15 protein-coding genes are annotated in these 16,260 nt (G+C 38.1%); 12 read left to right on the top strand and 3 right to left on the bottom strand.

Going from position 1 to position 16,260, the window contains the following annotated elements:
* Positions 1-208: 208 nt before the first annotated feature.
* A complete protein-coding gene (locus tag PAUR_RS14795; protein ID WP_192508442.1) occupies positions 209-1,954 on the top strand; it encodes a hypothetical protein in 1,746 nt (581 codons plus the stop codon).
* A 539-nt stretch (positions 1,955-2,493) separates the two neighbouring features.
* Here PAUR_RS14795 and PAUR_RS14790 read toward each other — a convergent pair.
* The 3 genes from PAUR_RS14790 to PAUR_RS14780 are packed head-to-tail and all read right to left on the bottom strand — an operon-like array spanning position 2,494 to position 5,558.
* Positions 2,494-3,165, bottom strand: coding sequence for a sulfotransferase family protein (locus PAUR_RS14790; protein WP_192508441.1), 672 nt, complete (start codon positions 3,163-3,165; stop codon positions 2,494-2,496).
* Complete coding sequence (locus tag PAUR_RS14785; RefSeq protein WP_192508440.1) at positions 3,146-4,414, bottom strand: lipopolysaccharide biosynthesis protein; 1,269 nt, start codon at positions 4,412-4,414, stop codon at positions 3,146-3,148. The genes PAUR_RS14790 and PAUR_RS14785 overlap by 20 nt, the downstream gene beginning before the upstream one ends.
* On the bottom strand, positions 4,404-5,558 hold the full coding sequence (locus PAUR_RS14780; protein ID WP_192508439.1) for a glycosyltransferase: 1,155 nt from the start codon (positions 5,556-5,558) through the stop codon (positions 4,404-4,406). Before PAUR_RS14780 ends, PAUR_RS14785 begins: the two co-directional genes overlap by 11 nt.
* Before the next feature lie 148 nt (positions 5,559-5,706).
* Between PAUR_RS14780 and PAUR_RS14775 the strand changes: the two genes are divergently transcribed.
* From PAUR_RS14775 to PAUR_RS14725, 11 genes are all read left to right on the top strand, one after another.
* On the top strand, positions 5,707-6,276 hold the full coding sequence (locus PAUR_RS14775; protein ID WP_192508438.1) for a sulfotransferase family 2 domain-containing protein: 570 nt from the start codon (positions 5,707-5,709) through the stop codon (positions 6,274-6,276).
* Positions 6,276-7,505 carry a glycosyltransferase family 4 protein gene (locus PAUR_RS14770; protein WP_192508437.1) on the top strand — a complete coding sequence of 410 codons (1,230 nt, stop codon included), beginning with the start codon at positions 6,276-6,278 and terminating at the stop codon, positions 7,503-7,505. Before PAUR_RS14775 ends, PAUR_RS14770 begins: the two co-directional genes overlap by 1 nt.
* Before the next feature lie 929 nt (positions 7,506-8,434).
* Positions 8,435-9,361, top strand: a complete 927-nt coding sequence (locus tag PAUR_RS14765; protein ID WP_192508436.1) for a glycosyltransferase family 2 protein — start codon at positions 8,435-8,437, stop codon at positions 9,359-9,361.
* Complete coding sequence (locus tag PAUR_RS14760; RefSeq protein WP_192508435.1) at positions 9,342-10,064, top strand: WecB/TagA/CpsF family glycosyltransferase; 723 nt, start codon at positions 9,342-9,344, stop codon at positions 10,062-10,064. The genes PAUR_RS14765 and PAUR_RS14760 overlap by 20 nt, the downstream gene beginning before the upstream one ends.
* A 14-nt stretch (positions 10,065-10,078) precedes the next feature.
* Positions 10,079-11,146, top strand: coding sequence for a dTDP-glucose 4,6-dehydratase (gene rfbB / locus PAUR_RS14755; protein WP_192508434.1), 1,068 nt, complete (start codon positions 10,079-10,081; stop codon positions 11,144-11,146).
* Positions 11,143-12,012 (top strand): glucose-1-phosphate thymidylyltransferase RfbA, encoded by an 870-nt coding sequence (gene rfbA, locus PAUR_RS14750; RefSeq protein WP_192508433.1) that lies wholly within the window; start codon positions 11,143-11,145, stop codon positions 12,010-12,012. The genes rfbB and rfbA overlap by 4 nt, the downstream gene beginning before the upstream one ends.
* Positions 12,013-12,014: 2 nt before the next feature.
* Complete coding sequence (locus PAUR_RS14745) at positions 12,015-12,407, top strand: sugar 3,4-ketoisomerase (RefSeq protein ID WP_192508432.1); 393 nt, start codon at positions 12,015-12,017, stop codon at positions 12,405-12,407.
* 1 nt (position 12,408) lies between these two features.
* Complete coding sequence (locus PAUR_RS14740) at positions 12,409-12,870, top strand: acyltransferase (protein WP_192508431.1); 462 nt, start codon at positions 12,409-12,411, stop codon at positions 12,868-12,870.
* A 29-nt stretch (positions 12,871-12,899) separates the two neighbouring features.
* Complete coding sequence (locus PAUR_RS14735) at positions 12,900-14,012, top strand: DegT/DnrJ/EryC1/StrS family aminotransferase (protein WP_192508430.1); 1,113 nt, start codon at positions 12,900-12,902, stop codon at positions 14,010-14,012.
* Positions 14,009-15,256 carry an O-antigen translocase gene (locus tag PAUR_RS14730; protein WP_192508429.1) on the top strand — a complete coding sequence of 416 codons (1,248 nt, stop codon included), beginning with the start codon at positions 14,009-14,011 and terminating at the stop codon, positions 15,254-15,256. The genes PAUR_RS14735 and PAUR_RS14730 overlap by 4 nt, the downstream gene beginning before the upstream one ends.
* Complete coding sequence (locus PAUR_RS14725; RefSeq protein WP_192508428.1) at positions 15,256-16,257, top strand: glycosyltransferase family 2 protein; 1,002 nt, start codon at positions 15,256-15,258, stop codon at positions 16,255-16,257. Before PAUR_RS14730 ends, PAUR_RS14725 begins: the two co-directional genes overlap by 1 nt.
* The last annotated feature ends 3 nt before the right edge of the window (positions 16,258-16,260 follow it).

The following is a 16,260-nucleotide window of genomic DNA, read 5'->3' as shown; positions in this document are numbered from 1 at the left end:
AAAGCTAATCAGCAATCACTAGACAAATCTAGATAAATGGTTGTTTAATGAACGGTTAGGTGCTTGGCAGGGTTGACTTTAGTAGTATGCTCTGCTTAAACTTGACTTGTTTGGTTGTTACTTAGGTGACGGCCTAAGTAAAAAAACAATGAAAAAAGACCGAAATAGAAATCTATTTCAGTTTCATGAAACTTGGAGAATGGAAAACATGTTTAAGAAAACTCTACTAGCGCTAGCTGTAGCGGGTACTTCACTAACTGCAACAGCAGGTATTTTATCTGTTGATGTTAAAGAAGCGGGCGCAACGGCTGCCGGTACAACTATTGGTGCTCTAGCAGCTGTAAATGGTTGTGCGACTGCAGCAACTACTTTAAGTGTGACTGCCGTAACTGGTGCATTCACTCCTAATAATGCTGCAGTAAACGATACAATTACTATCACAGGCGCTGATGGTGCGAATACTACTGCTAGCTCAGTAACATACACTGGTACAGACGCATGTACAGTAGTAATTAAAGATGAACTAGTATCTTCTTCAACAGCTAAGTACTCTGCTGAATCAGCAGCGGCTAAAGGTGTTGTACTTTCAGCAACTCAAATTGCAGGTATCGGTGGTTTCACAGCAGAAGATACAATTACGTTCACTGTAACTGGTGGTACAGTTAATGCTCAATCGAGCTTAGGTGCGACACTTAAAAGCTACGGCCCAGATGGTAATATCGCAACTGATGGTGACCGTTTAGGTACATTTACTCTGTTGGGTGTAGTAGGTAACACAATTTTGTTCACTGTTGATACTGGTTACAATGGTAAAGCAAATGAATTCCTACGTTTAGAGGGTGTTAATGTAACGCCATCTGCTGGTGCAACTGAAATTTCAGTGTCTTCTGAAGTTCAAAATACAGCAAACGTTAAGTATGATGTAACACCTGCTGCTAAACTTGCAAACCTTGCAAAGCAGTACAGCGCAAAAGTACATGTTAAAGGTGACGGTATTGTTGACGTTCAACAGCAACGTTTCCAGTTTGCTGCTAACACATCAGACTCTGCAAACACGTTCCTTGCGACTGATGATTCATTAACGCAAGACACATTTGTTGTTGAAACATCTGAAGATACAACGCTTGGTAACCTAACGCCAAAGTCAGGTACAATCTTAGTTAAAGGTAACTTCTCTTGGTTGTCTGATTACGCAGGTACTGACGGTAAGCTTTCTGCAGCAGAAATTGCATCTGCAATAGACCATAAACCATTTGACAGCATCAACACTGCTGCGCCAATTGGTCAGCATAACGTAGCTGGTGATGATACAACTGATCAAACAAAGTATGCACTTAACACTGCAATGACTGAGTTAACGATTCCACTTAACAGCACTGGTGCAGATACCGACCTTGATAAGTACCACCAGATTTCATTCAAAGTGAAGGGTGCTTCTGCTACTCCAGCTGCAACTGTAGCGCTTGCTGAAACGACTTATACAGCAAGCATCAACCTTATCAATGATAAAACTGCTGATGCAACAACGGCTGATACAGCACTTAACGTTGTAACTGATGCAGCGGTTGCTGAGTGGACTCTAAACGGTTCAGTTGTAAACGTTCCTTACATCCCATTCGGTCCTAACACACAGCCTATCATCCGTCACACAAACAAAGGTGTTCAAACAGGTGATATCTCTGTACGTTATATGGTTGAAGGTAGTGCAGGTAACACTGAAACTAACACTTGGAAGTCTCTAGGTGTGGTTATTGAGAATGCTAAGCCAGGTGTACGTAACCTACTTGACGTTATCACTCAGAAGCTAACTGCTGAACTAGGTAAAGACCAGTTCAAAGTTGCACTTGAAATCACAACTAATGTACCAAAAGAAGACGTAACGGTATTCGCTGCTGCTAAAATCACAGCTGAAGGTCAAGACCGTCTAACTATCGGTGCTTTCTCTAGCAAGTAATTTTTAATTACACAGCTATAAAAAAGCGAGCTTATGCTCGCTTTTTTTATATCAATACGTTTATAGTAATGTCATCGCTAGGCGATGTTTTTTCATGTATATATATTCGCTAAGAATAATGTCATCACTTTGAAGAGGCTTAAAGTGTAACTCTTTATATTGACAAGAAGCTATTTAAAACGAGTGACACAAATCTACAATCAAACCCACAGCTAGCCACAAGTTAACGAGCTATTTTCACGGCGCTTAAAATAGTGAAGAGTATTCCAGAAGAAATTGCGAGAAAGCGATAGCGTTAATTTATTACAAGGTGAGTGAATACGCTCTAATCGCGTTTTAATCTTTAAGCGAGTGTTTACTTATAGATTAGGGCACGCGAAAATAGCATTAAAAGGTTCTCTATTTTTGACATTAAAATACCTGTACTTTTAACAAGAAAAGATACACATTTATCAGCCGTATTCATTACTTACTTTATTTAAATTACTTTTTTTGTTGCGAACGTATTGTTCTGTAGGTTCTTATAAAATTTTTCTTGATCAATCATCAAAGTGATAGTTAAATTCTTTGATATCTTTTTCATAAAATTGTTCCACAAAATGGCGTGTTTCACGGGTGTAATAAGCTTGAAAAGGTTTTGCTGTATCTCGGTTGAATAGCTTGCTGATTAGGCTGCTGTTTTTGGTTTTATTCCGATACGGAAGAGCAATGGATTTACCGAATACTTTCTTTGCTACTATATTAAAGTCGTGTTGGATATTTTCGAATTTCCCAATGAAATCAACTTGGCAGGTGCCAGCGCCGTAAATAAAGTCAACTTGTGGCATAAGATGTCGATGAATACCATTGTGCTGTTTATAATCATCATGCTGGCACTTAGGAAGAAAGTTGAGCACAAACTGATCAAAGCTCATTTTAGGCTGTTTGTAATTATATTCAGAAACTAGCCGACTCCAAGGGTTACGAACGAATGAAAACTTAAAGTATGTATCGTAATCACGTTGAGTTATGTAGTTTAAATTCAAGTATTCATCGCTAGTAAGGTGCGCCAAGCGAGGCGGGCCTTTTTTTGGGTCGGAATTCTTTTTTAAGAGTAAACACTCTCTATCTTCCCAGCTTAGCTGTAATTCTGACAGAAAAGCGCTTTCAATACTTTGCCCTGCGACTTTGGGGATATGGATAAAAAGACATTTATGTTGATGTGAAATCATGTTTAATATTTAAAACTCTTGTTTTTACGTATAAATAACTGAAGGTGTTTTGCAGGGTCATTGCTGAAGCTGTGGTAATTGCAGCCCCCAGTGGCCCATATTGAGTTACAAGCACAGCCCCTATAATAACAGTTAATAGGCCGGAAAGTATCGAAATGTTACGATGAATACGTTCATTTCCACTCATTGCTAAGAGTGTAATTGCGGGCCCTGTTATTAAATTAACCGATTGGCCGATAAGAATAATACAGAGCCATTCATAGCCTTCTCTAAAGTGTTCACCAAACAAGGCAAGAATATGTGAGCCAATACCATAACACAGTATATTCATTACTATTGCGATAATAATGAGTACACGCTGTGATTGTTCAAAGTGCTTTTGTAGCAAGGTATGCTGGTTGTTGTTATTAAAAGCGGCAAATTTTGGGGCTAGCACACTATTGAGTGCAAAGAGAAAAATACTTGGAAGAGCGGCTAATTTAATGACAATAATAAAAACCCCAAGTTGTTGCAAATTTGCATGCAGACTTAGTAACAGACTGCCACTTTGTTGGATCACTAAAAAGACAATCGCAGCAACCCAAAATGATAATGTACTATGGGTAAACTCAGTGTATTTACTTACTGGCAATTGCTTATATTGGCTCGGTAGCTTTCTAGCTATAAAGCACAAACTTAAAAAAGCACTCATGCCTAACGAGATAGTGAGGATGGTAAACGTTTCGTGTATTGAACTCACTTTAAATAGTAATAAATATAAGGTCGCGATAGTGAGGCTTACGAAACCGTTGAAGCTTGCGAATAGAGATGCATGTTTTAGCCCTTTTAGAATACCAGCATTAATGGTAGTGACCGATGTTGCAAAGCAGCACAGTAGGAGGAAGTGACTATAAAGATCAAGAAACACAAGGTTATTAGTTAAATGTGGAAATAGGCCAATCCCATATACGAGCATTTGTATTAGAAATAAAATACCCAATAAGGTAATGATGTAACACACAAGTACAAAGTATCTAATATTATAGAGGTTGCAATTGATCGCACAAAGCTTAACGAAAGCTTGATCTATGCCGAACTTGGATAGTGTGACGATAGCTAAGAGAGTGAGTTGATAAAGTGCCACCATACCAAAGTCAGAGCTTGTGAGCTGTTGAGTAAGTAACCAATTGAAAACAAAGCCTAGCAAAGCGGTGAAAATCTTAATTAATAAAGGTGCACTCGCATTTTTTATCAGTGATTTATAAGACAATTTTTTTATACTCTTTGATAAGCTGTTCAGCAATGGCTTTTTTACCAAACTTTTGAGTGATGAACATGTGCTTTTGATCTGCAGACATAGCATTGTTATTAGGATCGCTAAGCAGAAACATCATCGTTCTCGCTAAGGCTTGTGAGGAGTTTGATTTACAGATAAGCTCCCCGCAATGCTCCAAACTTTCTTCAGGGCCTTGACAAGCGCTAGAGATAACTCGCAAGCCGCAAGAAATAGCTTCATGAACAGCGACTGAAAAAGTTTCGTATTTTGACCAGTTAATATAGCAATGTGACTCTTGCAGTAAGTTTGCTACGCGGGTTCTTGCAACTGAACCAAAAAATTGCACGTGATTAAGGGCCAGTGAGTGTGCTAGATTTTCAAGGGCTGGTTTATCAGGGCCATCACCTACAATAAATAATGCCGTTTCGGGGTGATCTTTTTGTACATCTGCGAAAGCATACAAAATCTTATTGATTTCTTTAATTGGTCGTAATTGAGCGACCGTAATGAACGTATACCTTGATTGAGAGAGTGGCACAGGTCTAAATAAGTGAGTGTCTATGACATTACCAATGACATGTGGTGGTTGGCTGAGAGCAAGCTTGTTATGCATTAAGAGTGAAAGTGACTTGGAGACAGCAAATATCTGCTGTGCATGAATGCTCGCTGCTTCTATTGCTTTAAGTTCCTTGGGCTTTATATTATCCAATAACAAAGCTGACGCATGCTCAGTAACCACATATTTAACATTAAATTGTTGTGCTATTTCGTATGCAGCTAACCCAGCTGCTCCGCCAGGCCCATACATAAAACTGTGCGCATGAATTAAATCTGGTTTACCGTGTTCAGCGACATATTGAGCATAGAGCTTTTTATAATTCCTAATATGTAGACGTAAATTGGTGTCATAACAAAAGGGAATACATAAGTATTTTTTTCTTTTAAGTGTTAAGCAACTGTATTTTTTATTATCGGTCTCAAAATACCTTGAGAAGCGTTTTATTGAAACAGGCTCAGAATATATAATGCCAATTTGACACCCTTGCTCTTGCAGTGCAGTGGCTTGCTCTTTGAAAAACGAACCGAGGGTTTTGTTCTGCGGTGTTTCATACCATGATGGAATAACGAGGATATGCATTTATAGTAAATTAATGGAAGGCCGTTACATGTAATCTGTTATCATACCACCAACCTTTAGAATACGCTTTATAAATTTCATGTTGAAAAAATACCTTTCCCGCATAAAGTTCCATTTACCATTCGCGCACTATCCGTACAAAAAATTCATGATTAAAAATAAATGCTTATTTGTTCATATACCGAAAAATGCGGGAAGCAGCGTACTCAAGTTTTTTGATGATAAGGGCTATCGGTGGCATGCTAAATGGTTTGATTTTTTCGAGTCAAACCCTGTATTCTTTGAATCTTTTCATAAATTTGCAATTGTACGAGAACCTGCACAACGGGTTTTTTCAGCATACAACTATATTATAAATGGCGGTAATCACTCTCCATCAGACTTAGAGCTCAAGGCTTATATTGAAAGTGGTTCCGAGAATTTTGAGCAGTTTGTGGAAAATGTTCTAGATCATGACTTTTTATTATTTCAGACACTGTTTCAGCCTCAGGTCTTTTATATTTATGATCGCCATTATAAATGTAGAGTTGATACTATTTTGTACTATGAGAATTTAGATAGTGAATGGTCGGCTTTTTCGAAATCTCAAAATTGGCATGCTCAACTGCCATGGGAAAATAAGGGGCGCATAACTAAAGTAGTTGATATCTCGGCTAGTGCACAAGCCAAGATAAAAACCTTGTATCAAAAAGATTATGAATTTTTAGGGTATCAATAATGCCAGAAAAACGGAGCGGCTCAATCATATTGTTAAGTAATGCATATTACCCAAATATAGGGGGGATAGAGAACTCACTCTATCACCTAGCTAAGTCTTATCAAAAAGATGGTTATCATGTGGACATTCTTGTTGGTGATATAAATCTAGTTAATGATCGGAGCCTTCCCTCATTTGAAGTCCTAGATGGTATTAATGTACATCGATTTGGAGTAAGGCAGCCATGGTGTCAGTTCCCTGTTTTGCGAAGTTTTGCACGTTACATTGATATGAAGAAGAAGCTTAAATCCTTGATTCATTGTGATACTTTAGGAATAGTTAGTCGTTATCATGATACTACTGTGGTAGCCAAAATTGTTTGTAGACTACCGGTAGTCTATTTAGTGCCTGGTGTTGTACAAGAACAAGATAAGCCAATCAATACATCGATTGATCGGGGATATTTTTCGTATATAAAAAAGCTTGGCCGTTTATATGTACATAGTATGGTTCAACAACTTGCGTTTCGCATAACGAATCATTTAATTGTATTCAGTGAAAATATGAAAAAGCAGGTTGAGCAATGCTTTAATCGAAAAAAACCTTTGATTGAAATTACTAAGCCTGGAGTTGATTGTGACCGTTTTTTTCCGATTGAAGAGCATGCCAAAGTTTGTTTGAAACAAACATTAAATATACCAGAATCGGGCCCAATACTGCTCGGTGTTGGGCGTTTGGTGACTGCGAAAGGGTTTCACCATCTAATCGCGGCATTACCTTATTGTCCACAAGCAACAGCCGTGATTATAGGCGATGGTCCTGAACGTAAAAGTTTAGAGTGTCTTGCTGTTCAGTTAGGGGTATCAGGGCGTGTTATTTTTAAAGGGGCTGTGGCGGAGCCAAATTTATACTATCAAGCTGCAGATGTATTTATGATGACATCATTGTATGAACCGCTGGGGCAAATTATATTAGAGGCGATTGCATCAGGTCTTCCTGTTATCGCTTTTTCAAAAAGTGCAGCGCCACACACAGCGACAGATGAATTGCTTTCGCCTAAAAACGGTGTTTTTGTTGACAGGCTTGATGGGCTTTCACTATCGAAAGCAATAAATAGCGTACTTGATAACCCTACTATTACAGAGCGGTTATCCAAACAAGGACGAACACTTGCGGTAGACTCATTCAATTGGGGGGCATTAGCGAAAATGCTATTAACCAAAATGGATAAAGCTAGAATAAATAGTTAGTACTTGATGTTACCTGTGTTGGCAAATAATGATTACAGGTACTCAATAGCATGATTCTTGGTTTTCTTTACTACCGTAAGTGACTCTGAACTGATCAGATTATAGCTTTGCGAAACAATTTTTATTTTAGATTGTGTTGCTGTTCCCGCTACTTTTAATGGTAGGCACGTGTGTGACTTAGATGAGGGGAGTGTGTTACACACTCTAGATTAGAAGTTGCTAAAGTAGAGTGTGAACCAAATATACTTTTTTGCTTGGCGTATAATAGTTGATCCCTTTCAACCTCAAAGCATTACCAGATGTATTGGTTAATGCTTGTATGGTGTGGTACTACTTCAAGTATCTAGCTTGATGCAGCAGGATTAAAATCGGTGTTTTATATAGATGATGGTGCAAAAGGTTTAATGGTTGTGTCACAACCAGCTTTACTCGAAGCGCTTGGGTTAGGTGCTCAAAAATAAAAGCGCGTTTGAGGGGGTTAAGAAATGCGATTATGTTCGCAGTTGGCCGACAGGCTGTATAGCATATAATAGTGAAATAATTCAGTTAGCAACAAATCATTATCTTGATACAAAACATAGCAGTTTAGCCCGATACGGGCATGGTAAAAGGGTTTTTAAGTATAACCTTGATGAAGTCCCGATAGCAATTTCTGATAATTATGTTGTTAACACTAATTTGGGTTTTTGGGAGGGTGTGTTGTTTTTCTGTAAATTCTTTTTAATCGCCCCAATTGCCGTTTGATTTTTATATCGCAATGCTCAATACGCTCTAATTACAGTGACAAATAATTACAACTGTGGAGCTATTAAACGGGTTTGAAATGCCTTATAATCGGCCTCTTGCAAATATCGTACGGTAAGAATTCTGTACGGAGTTATGTTAAAAATAAGAAGGGTGAGTTCTGTAGTGACTTGTAGAAAGTTGAAATGAAGATATCAGTAGTCATTCCTTTATTTAATAAGGCTAAATTTATATCCCGAGCCTTAGAGTCAATTTCAGCACAAGTAAAGAAGCCGTTGGAAATTATAGTCGTGAACGATGGGTCTACAGATGAAAGTGCCTCTATTGTTCGCAGTTTCTCTAAGTGCGATGTTAGGTTTATAAATCATGATAAAAACCTTGGTGTATCTTGTGCGCGTAATTCAGGGATTAGTGCCGCTTTGGGGGATTTTATCGCATTTCTAGATGCCGATGATTACTGGCAGCCCAACTTCCTCGAAGTAATTGAAGAACTGTATGAACAATACCCGAATGGAAAGGTTTTTTTTACTTCTTATCACTTTTATGATGGAAGAACTTTAACGCCAGCAAAGCATGCGCATTTACCGAGTGTAAAAGGTGAGGTCAAAAATTACTTTTTATCGTGTTGCAACGCTGATCTGCCCATTACAGCTTCTTCTGTTTGTATTGAAGCATCAATATTAAAGACAGTGGGTATGTTCCCTAAAGGGCTAATGCTCGGTGAGGACCAGACTGTTTGGGGGAAACTCGCATGTATTACCAAAATGTACTGCTCGGCTGATAAAGCTGCGGTTTATGACCTAAATGCTTCGAAGCCTTGTTCGTTAGAGCATGTTGAGCTATCACCTCATATTTATTATTTTGATTCACTAGCAAAAGATGACAGTACCCCTGAGCATCTGGTACCTAGTATCAATTATTTATTACATTTGTCGGTTATGAGCTATGTTCGAAAAAATTTGATGAATGGTAACAAAAGAACCGCATTAATTACGTTAAAGAGTAATCGATATCTTATTTGGGACAAATATCGTGTTATTGCTTTTTTACTTTTATTGCTTCCGAAGTCTTTAGTATCACGGTTTTTTCGATATGCACGAACTTTTAGATAAGATTAAACAAAGCCCAAACATTATTTCACAACTTGACGTTTCTCTAAAGGCTAGAAATATAGAGGCTGAGGTGATTACATTCGTAAATCCTTACTCTTACTTACTACTGCGAAACAGAGTTGATCTTGTAGCTGAACTTGATTCTGTTTATACAGATGCGATTTCGTCAGCTAAGTTATTTAGTGTTTTTTTTCGTAAGCCTATATCAAGAATTAGTTTTGATATGAGCTCTTTTGCTCGTGCTTTTTTAGAAAAGGCAAATGAAAACAGATTAAAAGTGTATTTTATTGGTTCTAAATCAGATGAAATAACGAAGACAATGGCTATTTTTAAAAAAAACTATCCAGAGATTGATATTGTGGGGTATGAACATGGCTATTTTGAGTCTGATGAGGCCGTTTTTAACCGTATAATCCAGTGTGAGGCTGAGTATGTGGTTTGTGGTTTAGGGACGCCTAAGCAGGAAGAGTTTGCTGTTAAGTTAAAAAGACAAAAAAGTAAAGTAAAGCAAATTTATACGTGTGGTGGGTTTTTACACCAAACTGCGAATAAGTTGTACTATTATCCTAAATTTATAGATCAATTACATTTGCGTTGGCTTTATCGTGTTTTTGATGACCCGTATGTCTTAAAAAGGCTAGTTATACAATACCCTCAGTTTTTCTGTGTTGTTTTGAAAGATTTATTTACAAAAATGAAGTAGGAGGAAGGTTTTATATGAAAATTCTAGTAACAGGCGGTGCTGGTTTTATTGGCTCGGCAGTAGTGAGAAGAATTATTGAACACTCAGACTATGAAGTAGTTAATGTAGATAAACTTACCTATGCTGGGAATTTAGATTCAATACAGTTAATTGCTGATGATCCTCGTTATATATTTGAGCAAGCTGATATATGTTCTTTGGAAGTAATGAATAGAGTTTTTGCGGAGCATCAGCCTGATGTAATCATGCATTTAGCGGCTGAAAGCCATGTTGATCGCTCTATCGATGGCCCAATGGATTTTATCCAAACTAATATTATTGGTACTTATACATTGCTAGAAGCTGCTCGTTTTTACTACAGCCAATTAGGTGAAGAAAAACAGCGCAATTTTAAATTTCATCATATTTCAACTGATGAAGTGTATGGAGATTTGGATGATACTAGGGCTCTATTTACAGAGGAAACGGCATATGACCCAAGCTCTCCATACTCAGCATCTAAAGCATCGAGTGACCATTTAGTCCGTGCATGGCATAGAACTTACGGGCTTCCAGTTGTAGTTACTAATTGCTCAAATAATTATGGGCCTTTTCACTTCCCTGAAAAACTTATCCCATTAATGATATTAAATGCGCTTGAAGGTAAGCAGCTACCTGTATACGGCGATGGTCAGCAAATTAGGGATTGGCTCTATGTTGAGGACCATGCGTCGGCTTTATTACAAGTCGCGACACAAGGAAAAATCGGCGAAACTTATAATATTGGTGGGCTGAACGAAAAAACGAACTTGGAAGTTGTGACACATATTTGTGAATTGTTGCAGGAACTAGAACCTAGTTTACCAAGTGGTATTTCACATTATAAAGAGCTCATAACTTTTGTTGAAGACCGGCCTGGGCATGATTTACGCTATGCAATTGATGCATCAAAATTGGAAAGAGAATTGGGTTGGGAGCCTACCGAAACATTTGAATCTGGGTTAAAGAAAACCGTGATATGGTTCCTTGAAAACAAGGAGTGGTGGTCTCGAGTTTTGGATGGTTCTTATCAATTAGAAAGGTTAGGGCAAAGTACAAAATGAAAGGTATAATTTTAGCAGGTGGTTCAGGAACAAGGCTATACCCTATAACTCAGGGGGTTTCTAAGCAATTACTTCCAATTTATGATAAACCAATGATATTTTATCCGTTGTCAGTTTTGATGCTCGCGGGAATTAAAGATATATTGGTAATCACTACCCCAGATGACGCAGCGGGTTTTGAGCGAATTCTATCAGATGGCAGCCAATTTGGTATAAACCTTACGTATGCTCAACAACCAACACCTGATGGTCTTGCGCAAGCTTTCATTATAGGTGAGGAGTTCATTGGTGATGACTCTGTATGCTTGGTTTTGGGTGACAACATATTTTATGGACAAGGGTTTACTCCGAAGCTTTTGAAGGCCGCAAGTCAGAGTAAAGGGGCAACAGTATTTGGTTATCAAGTTGGTGACCCTGAACGCTTTGGTGTCGTTGAGTTTGATGAAAGTTTTAAAGCGCTTTCAATTGAAGAAAAGCCACAACACCCAAAATCTAATTATGCAGTTACAGGGCTCTATTTTTATGATAATTCAGTGATTGATATAGCCAAGAATATTAAGCCTTCTAACCGTGGCGAATTAGAAATTACGTGCATTAATAACGAGTATTTGAAGCGTGATCTACTCAGTGTAGAGTTATTAGGACGAGGTTTTGCATGGCTTGATACAGGTACGCATGACAGCCTGTTAGAGGCAAGTCATTTTGTGCAAACACTTGAGCACCGGCAAGGGCTAAAAGTTGCTTGTCTTGAAGAAATAGCTTGGAAGCAGGGATGGTTAAGTGAAGATAAGCTACGACAAAGAGCTGAGCTAATGAAAAAAAATAGTTATGGTAAATATCTTAAAACTTTATTGGAAGTGGGCTGATTATGTTCGAGTTGTTTAACTTTGACCCAAAAGGTGATAGTCGAGGCTCTTTGATTTCACTTGAGGTTGGTAAGGAAATACCATTTGATATCAAGCGTATCTACTATATATATGCGACAAAAGCTGGAGAGTCAAGGGGCTTTCATGCGCACAAAGCGCTTAAGCAGGTCATTTTTACTGTGTCTGGTGCGTGTGACTTAGTCTTAGATAATGGCTCTGTTCGGCAAACTATAAAACTAGATTCTCCGGAAAAAGGTGTGTTAGTTGATGGTGTTGTATGGAGGGAGATGCATAATTTCACAAGCGATTGTGTATTAATGGTCTTGGCAAGTGAAGAGTACGATGAATCCGATTACCTTCGAGATTACGATGAATTTTTGCGCTGGATAAATTAATATGATTCACCCCCTTTCGGATGTAAAAACAGAGCATATTGGAGCCGGTACTACAATTTGGCAGTTTGCTGTTGTGTTCGATGGTGCTCAAATTGGTAGGAATGTCAATATTTGTGCGCATACCTTGGTGGAAAATGATGTGGTTATAGGCGATAACGTAACTATAAAATCTGGCGTGTATTTATGGAATGGGATACGAATTGAAGATGGTGTATTTATTGGCCCAAATGCTACATTTACCAATGATATGATGCCTCGTTCAAAAGAGTATCCAGAAAAATTCATGAATACAACCCTTAAAAAAGGTGCCTCAATAGGTGCCAACGCAACCATTTTACCAGGAGTTACCATTGGCGTTAATGCTATGGTTGGGGCTGGTTCAGTTGTTACTAAGTCAGTTCCTGATAATGCTGTCGTTATAGGTAACCCTGCGCGAGTTACACGTTATTTAAATAATAAATAAGTCAACTTTTCTTCAATAGTGAGTACCCCATGTCAATTCAAGTTCCATTTTTAAATTTACGAGCTATTAATGCTCAATATCAAAAAGAGCTAGAGAAAGCTGCACAACGTGTTATTCAATCTGGGTGGTATTTATGTGGCGCTGAGCTTGAGTCCTTTGAAGCAGAATTTGCAGCGTATTGTCAAACGCAATATTGCGTCGGAGTCGCAAACGGTTTAGATGCATTAACATTAACTTTGCAAGCTTGGCTTGAAATGGGGAAGTTAAGTAAAGGGGATGAGGTTTTAGTACCAGCAAATACCTACATTGCTTCTATTATGGCAATATCTAAAAATGGCTTGATTCCTATTTTGGTAGAACCAAACCCTGAAACGTTTAATATCGATGTCAATATGATGGCTGCTCATCTTACTAAACGGGTGAAAGCGGTAATGGTTGTGCACTTGTATGGTCAGATGAGTGATATGGAAGCTATTTGCGCATTTTCGAAGGAAAACCAACTACTAGTTATCGAGGATGCTGCACAATCTCACGGGGCAACAATAAATGGTAAGAAGGCTGGTAGTTTTGGAGAAGCCGCGGGCTTTAGTTTTTATCCAGGTAAAAATTTAGGTGCGCTAGGCGATGCTGGCGCAATAACCACGGATGATGCTGAGTTGGCTGAAGTATTAAGAGCGTTACGGAATTATGGATCACATGAACGCTATAAAAACCTTTATCTTGGATCGAACTCACGGCTTGATGAAATTCAGGCTGCATTCTTAAAAGTAAAGCTTACTTATCTCGATGATGAAATAGCAAGCCGTAGGTCAATTGCCCAGCGTTATTCAACGAAAATTAATAATCCTTTGGTAGTTTTACCTAAGGTTGAAAATGAAGAGTCTCATGTATGGCACTTGTTTGTAGTTCAATTGGAACACAGAAATGCGCTGCAAAGACATTTACAGGAACATGGCGTACAATGCTTGATCCATTACCCAATAGCCCCACATCATCAAGAAGCGTATTCCGAATTGAAAGGATTGAAATTGCCCGTTTCGGAGGCGTTACATAATACAGTTTTATCTTTGCCAATTGACCCGACGATGTCAGATTCACAGGTCGAACTTGTTGTAAAAGCAGTAAATAGTTTCACTTTATGAAGCTGTTCAGCGTTACCATATTAAGTGGGGTGTTAACTCTACTTAATATGTTGAAAGGGTTTGTAGTTTCTAAATTTGTTGCTTTATATGCAGGGCCTGAGGGGATGGCGTTAGTTGGCCAGCTACAAAGTTTTGTAAATGGCCTAAATGGGGTGATGAGTAATCAATTATCTCAAGGTGTATCTCGCTACACAGCGGAATATAAAGAGAACCCGGTTCAATATTGGCGCGCTACAATCACACTGATTTTTTTTACTTTTATAATAATTGCTCCACTTATTGCATTAAATTCAAAATATATTGCTGAGTTATTATTTGAAAATACAGCTCTTTATTGGGTGATTTTGGCGGTTCTTTTTATGCTACCGTTAAATGTAGCCAATTCATTATTACTTGCGGTGCTTAACGGCAGGGAAGAGCACGCAAAATATATTACCACATTGATGATCTCTACCGTGATTTCATGCCTAATCGCCGTATTGTTAGTTTATCTATATGGTCTATATGGAGGGTTAGTTGCTGTTGCGTTTAATAACGCTATCGCAGGAGTAGTCGTCATATTTAGGGTTTTCAAAGCGCCATGGTTTAGACTAAAAAACTGGGTCGGGTCGAGCAGTAGCGATGATGTGAAAGTTATGTCGAAGTACCTAGGTTTAGGTCTGGTTGGAGCGCTAACAGGCCCTATTTCTCTTATTTTAGTGAGGGATACTCTAGCCTCAAATACTTCTATTAATGCTGTAGGGCAATGGCAATTAGTATGGAATATATCAACAGCATATTTATCTATTTTAATAACTGCAATAGGAGTTTATTACTACCCTAAACTATCAAAGGCTACGAGTAAAAAAGTGCTTAAAAAGGCAACGGTACATGTGTTGGCACTTGTTGTCTCGTTAGCATTAATGGGTGGTAGTGTTATCTATATATTAAGAGAGTTTTTTATTTTATTACTAGCTACAGGTGAGTTTTTAGCCGCTAAAGTGTTATTTAAAGCTCAGATAATCGGCGATATTATTCGTATTATAAGCCATGTGGGTGCTTTATTAATGCTTGCGAAAGGCTACTTTAAAATGAATGCATTTTGTGAAGTATTTGCGAGCTTTGGCTTTGCATTTCTAACTATGTACTTTGTAGAGTTACGAGGCTTTGTTGGTGTCTCAGAAGCGTATGCTGTGACTTATTTTATCTATGCAGTAATTGTATGGGTCGTTTTCTTTAAGCATTTCAAAAAAATGGAGCCGTAATGCGAGGCACAAAAAACGCTGTTGTTTCTGTACTTATGCCTTGCTATAACGCAAGTGGTTTTTTAGAGAAGAGTATTAAATCTGTTATATCTCAAAGTTATGGAAATATTGAGTTACTTTGTGTAGATGATGGCTCTACTGATAACACTCTAGATATATTGAATTCACTCTCTTCTAAACATGAACAAATAAAAGTTTTTACTAAAGAGAATGGTGGTGCGTCGAGTGCCCGTAATTTGGCGCTTAAACATGCAAATGGAGATTATATTTGCATGGTAGATGCTGATGATGCACTAGTAAATGATGCAATTGAGTTATTATTGAAGGCTATTATTCAGGCAGACGCTGACGCTGGGTTATTTGATTTATATTATTGGGATGGTGATTTGAATGAGAATAAATTCAAACAGGTCCCAATAAAGGGCTCTGTAACTGGAGTTGATGCAACTGAATTGTCTTTAGATTGGAGTATTCATGGCGTCGCTATGTATCGAGCAGGCTTATTCTCAGATATTCGATACGATGAATCTAATTTGCATGGTGACGAGCTGACAACCAGAGAGTTGTTTTTACTATGTAAAAAAATCGCCTTTAGTTCAGCGAGGTACTTATACCGCCAACATGATGACTCATCAACAAAATCTTTTTCTATGGCTAGGTTTGGATTATTAGAAAACCAACTAAAGCTGAAGGAATTGCTTAGTAAGCAGGGCGTATATGAGCGAATGAAACCGCGTTTTTGTGCTCAGTTTATGCTTTGTGTTTGGTCTGCCTATATTCTTATGTATGAACATAAATCTCGAATGCAGCCAGAGCAAATTCAACAGGTTGAATGCTTAATACATGACTGCCTAAGCATTATAAAACAAATTTTTTCTAGCAAAGTATTATTTCTCCGCCCGATATATTTACGTTTGTTGACTTCAACAATTTTCTATAAAGGGCTGTTAAGGGCTGCGGCTACTCTTTTTATTTTAACCAAACGTATTATGAAGCGTTAATTG

This window comes from Pseudoalteromonas aurantia 208, from assembly GCF_014858725.1.
GTDB classification, from domain to species: domain Bacteria; phylum Pseudomonadota; class Gammaproteobacteria; order Enterobacterales; family Alteromonadaceae; genus Pseudoalteromonas; species Pseudoalteromonas aurantia.
This window is presented reverse-complemented; position numbering and strand designations above follow the sequence as displayed.

What these genes read in the sequence shown, in the direction of transcription:
- PAUR_RS14795 (WP_192508442.1), top strand. Translation starts at nt 209, where the DNA reads ATGTTTAAGAAAACTCTACTAGCGCTAGCTGTAGCGGGTACTTCACTA.
- PAUR_RS14790 (WP_192508441.1), bottom strand. Translation starts at nt 3,165, where the DNA reads ATGATTTCACATCAACATAAATGTCTTTTTATCCATATCCCCAAAGTC.
- PAUR_RS14780 (WP_192508439.1), bottom strand. Translation starts at nt 5,558, where the DNA reads ATGCATATCCTCGTTATTCCATCATGGTATGAAACACCGCAGAACAAA.
- PAUR_RS14775 (WP_192508438.1), top strand. Translation starts at nt 5,707, where the DNA reads ATGATTAAAAATAAATGCTTATTTGTTCATATACCGAAAAATGCGGGA.
- PAUR_RS14770 (WP_192508437.1), top strand. Translation starts at nt 6,276, where the DNA reads ATGCCAGAAAAACGGAGCGGCTCAATCATATTGTTAAGTAATGCATAT.
- PAUR_RS14765 (WP_192508436.1), top strand. Translation starts at nt 8,435, where the DNA reads ATGAAGATATCAGTAGTCATTCCTTTATTTAATAAGGCTAAATTTATA.
- PAUR_RS14760 (WP_192508435.1), top strand. Translation starts at nt 9,342, where the DNA reads ATGCACGAACTTTTAGATAAGATTAAACAAAGCCCAAACATTATTTCA.
- rfbB (WP_192508434.1), top strand. Translation starts at nt 10,079, where the DNA reads ATGAAAATTCTAGTAACAGGCGGTGCTGGTTTTATTGGCTCGGCAGTA.
- rfbA (WP_192508433.1), top strand. Translation starts at nt 11,143, where the DNA reads ATGAAAGGTATAATTTTAGCAGGTGGTTCAGGAACAAGGCTATACCCT.
- PAUR_RS14745 (WP_192508432.1), top strand. Translation starts at nt 12,015, where the DNA reads ATGTTCGAGTTGTTTAACTTTGACCCAAAAGGTGATAGTCGAGGCTCT.
- PAUR_RS14740 (WP_192508431.1), top strand. Translation starts at nt 12,409, where the DNA reads ATGATTCACCCCCTTTCGGATGTAAAAACAGAGCATATTGGAGCCGGT.
- PAUR_RS14735 (WP_192508430.1), top strand. Translation starts at nt 12,900, where the DNA reads ATGTCAATTCAAGTTCCATTTTTAAATTTACGAGCTATTAATGCTCAA.
- PAUR_RS14730 (WP_192508429.1), top strand. Translation starts at nt 14,009, where the DNA reads ATGAAGCTGTTCAGCGTTACCATATTAAGTGGGGTGTTAACTCTACTT.
- PAUR_RS14725 (WP_192508428.1), top strand. Translation starts at nt 15,256, where the DNA reads ATGCGAGGCACAAAAAACGCTGTTGTTTCTGTACTTATGCCTTGCTAT.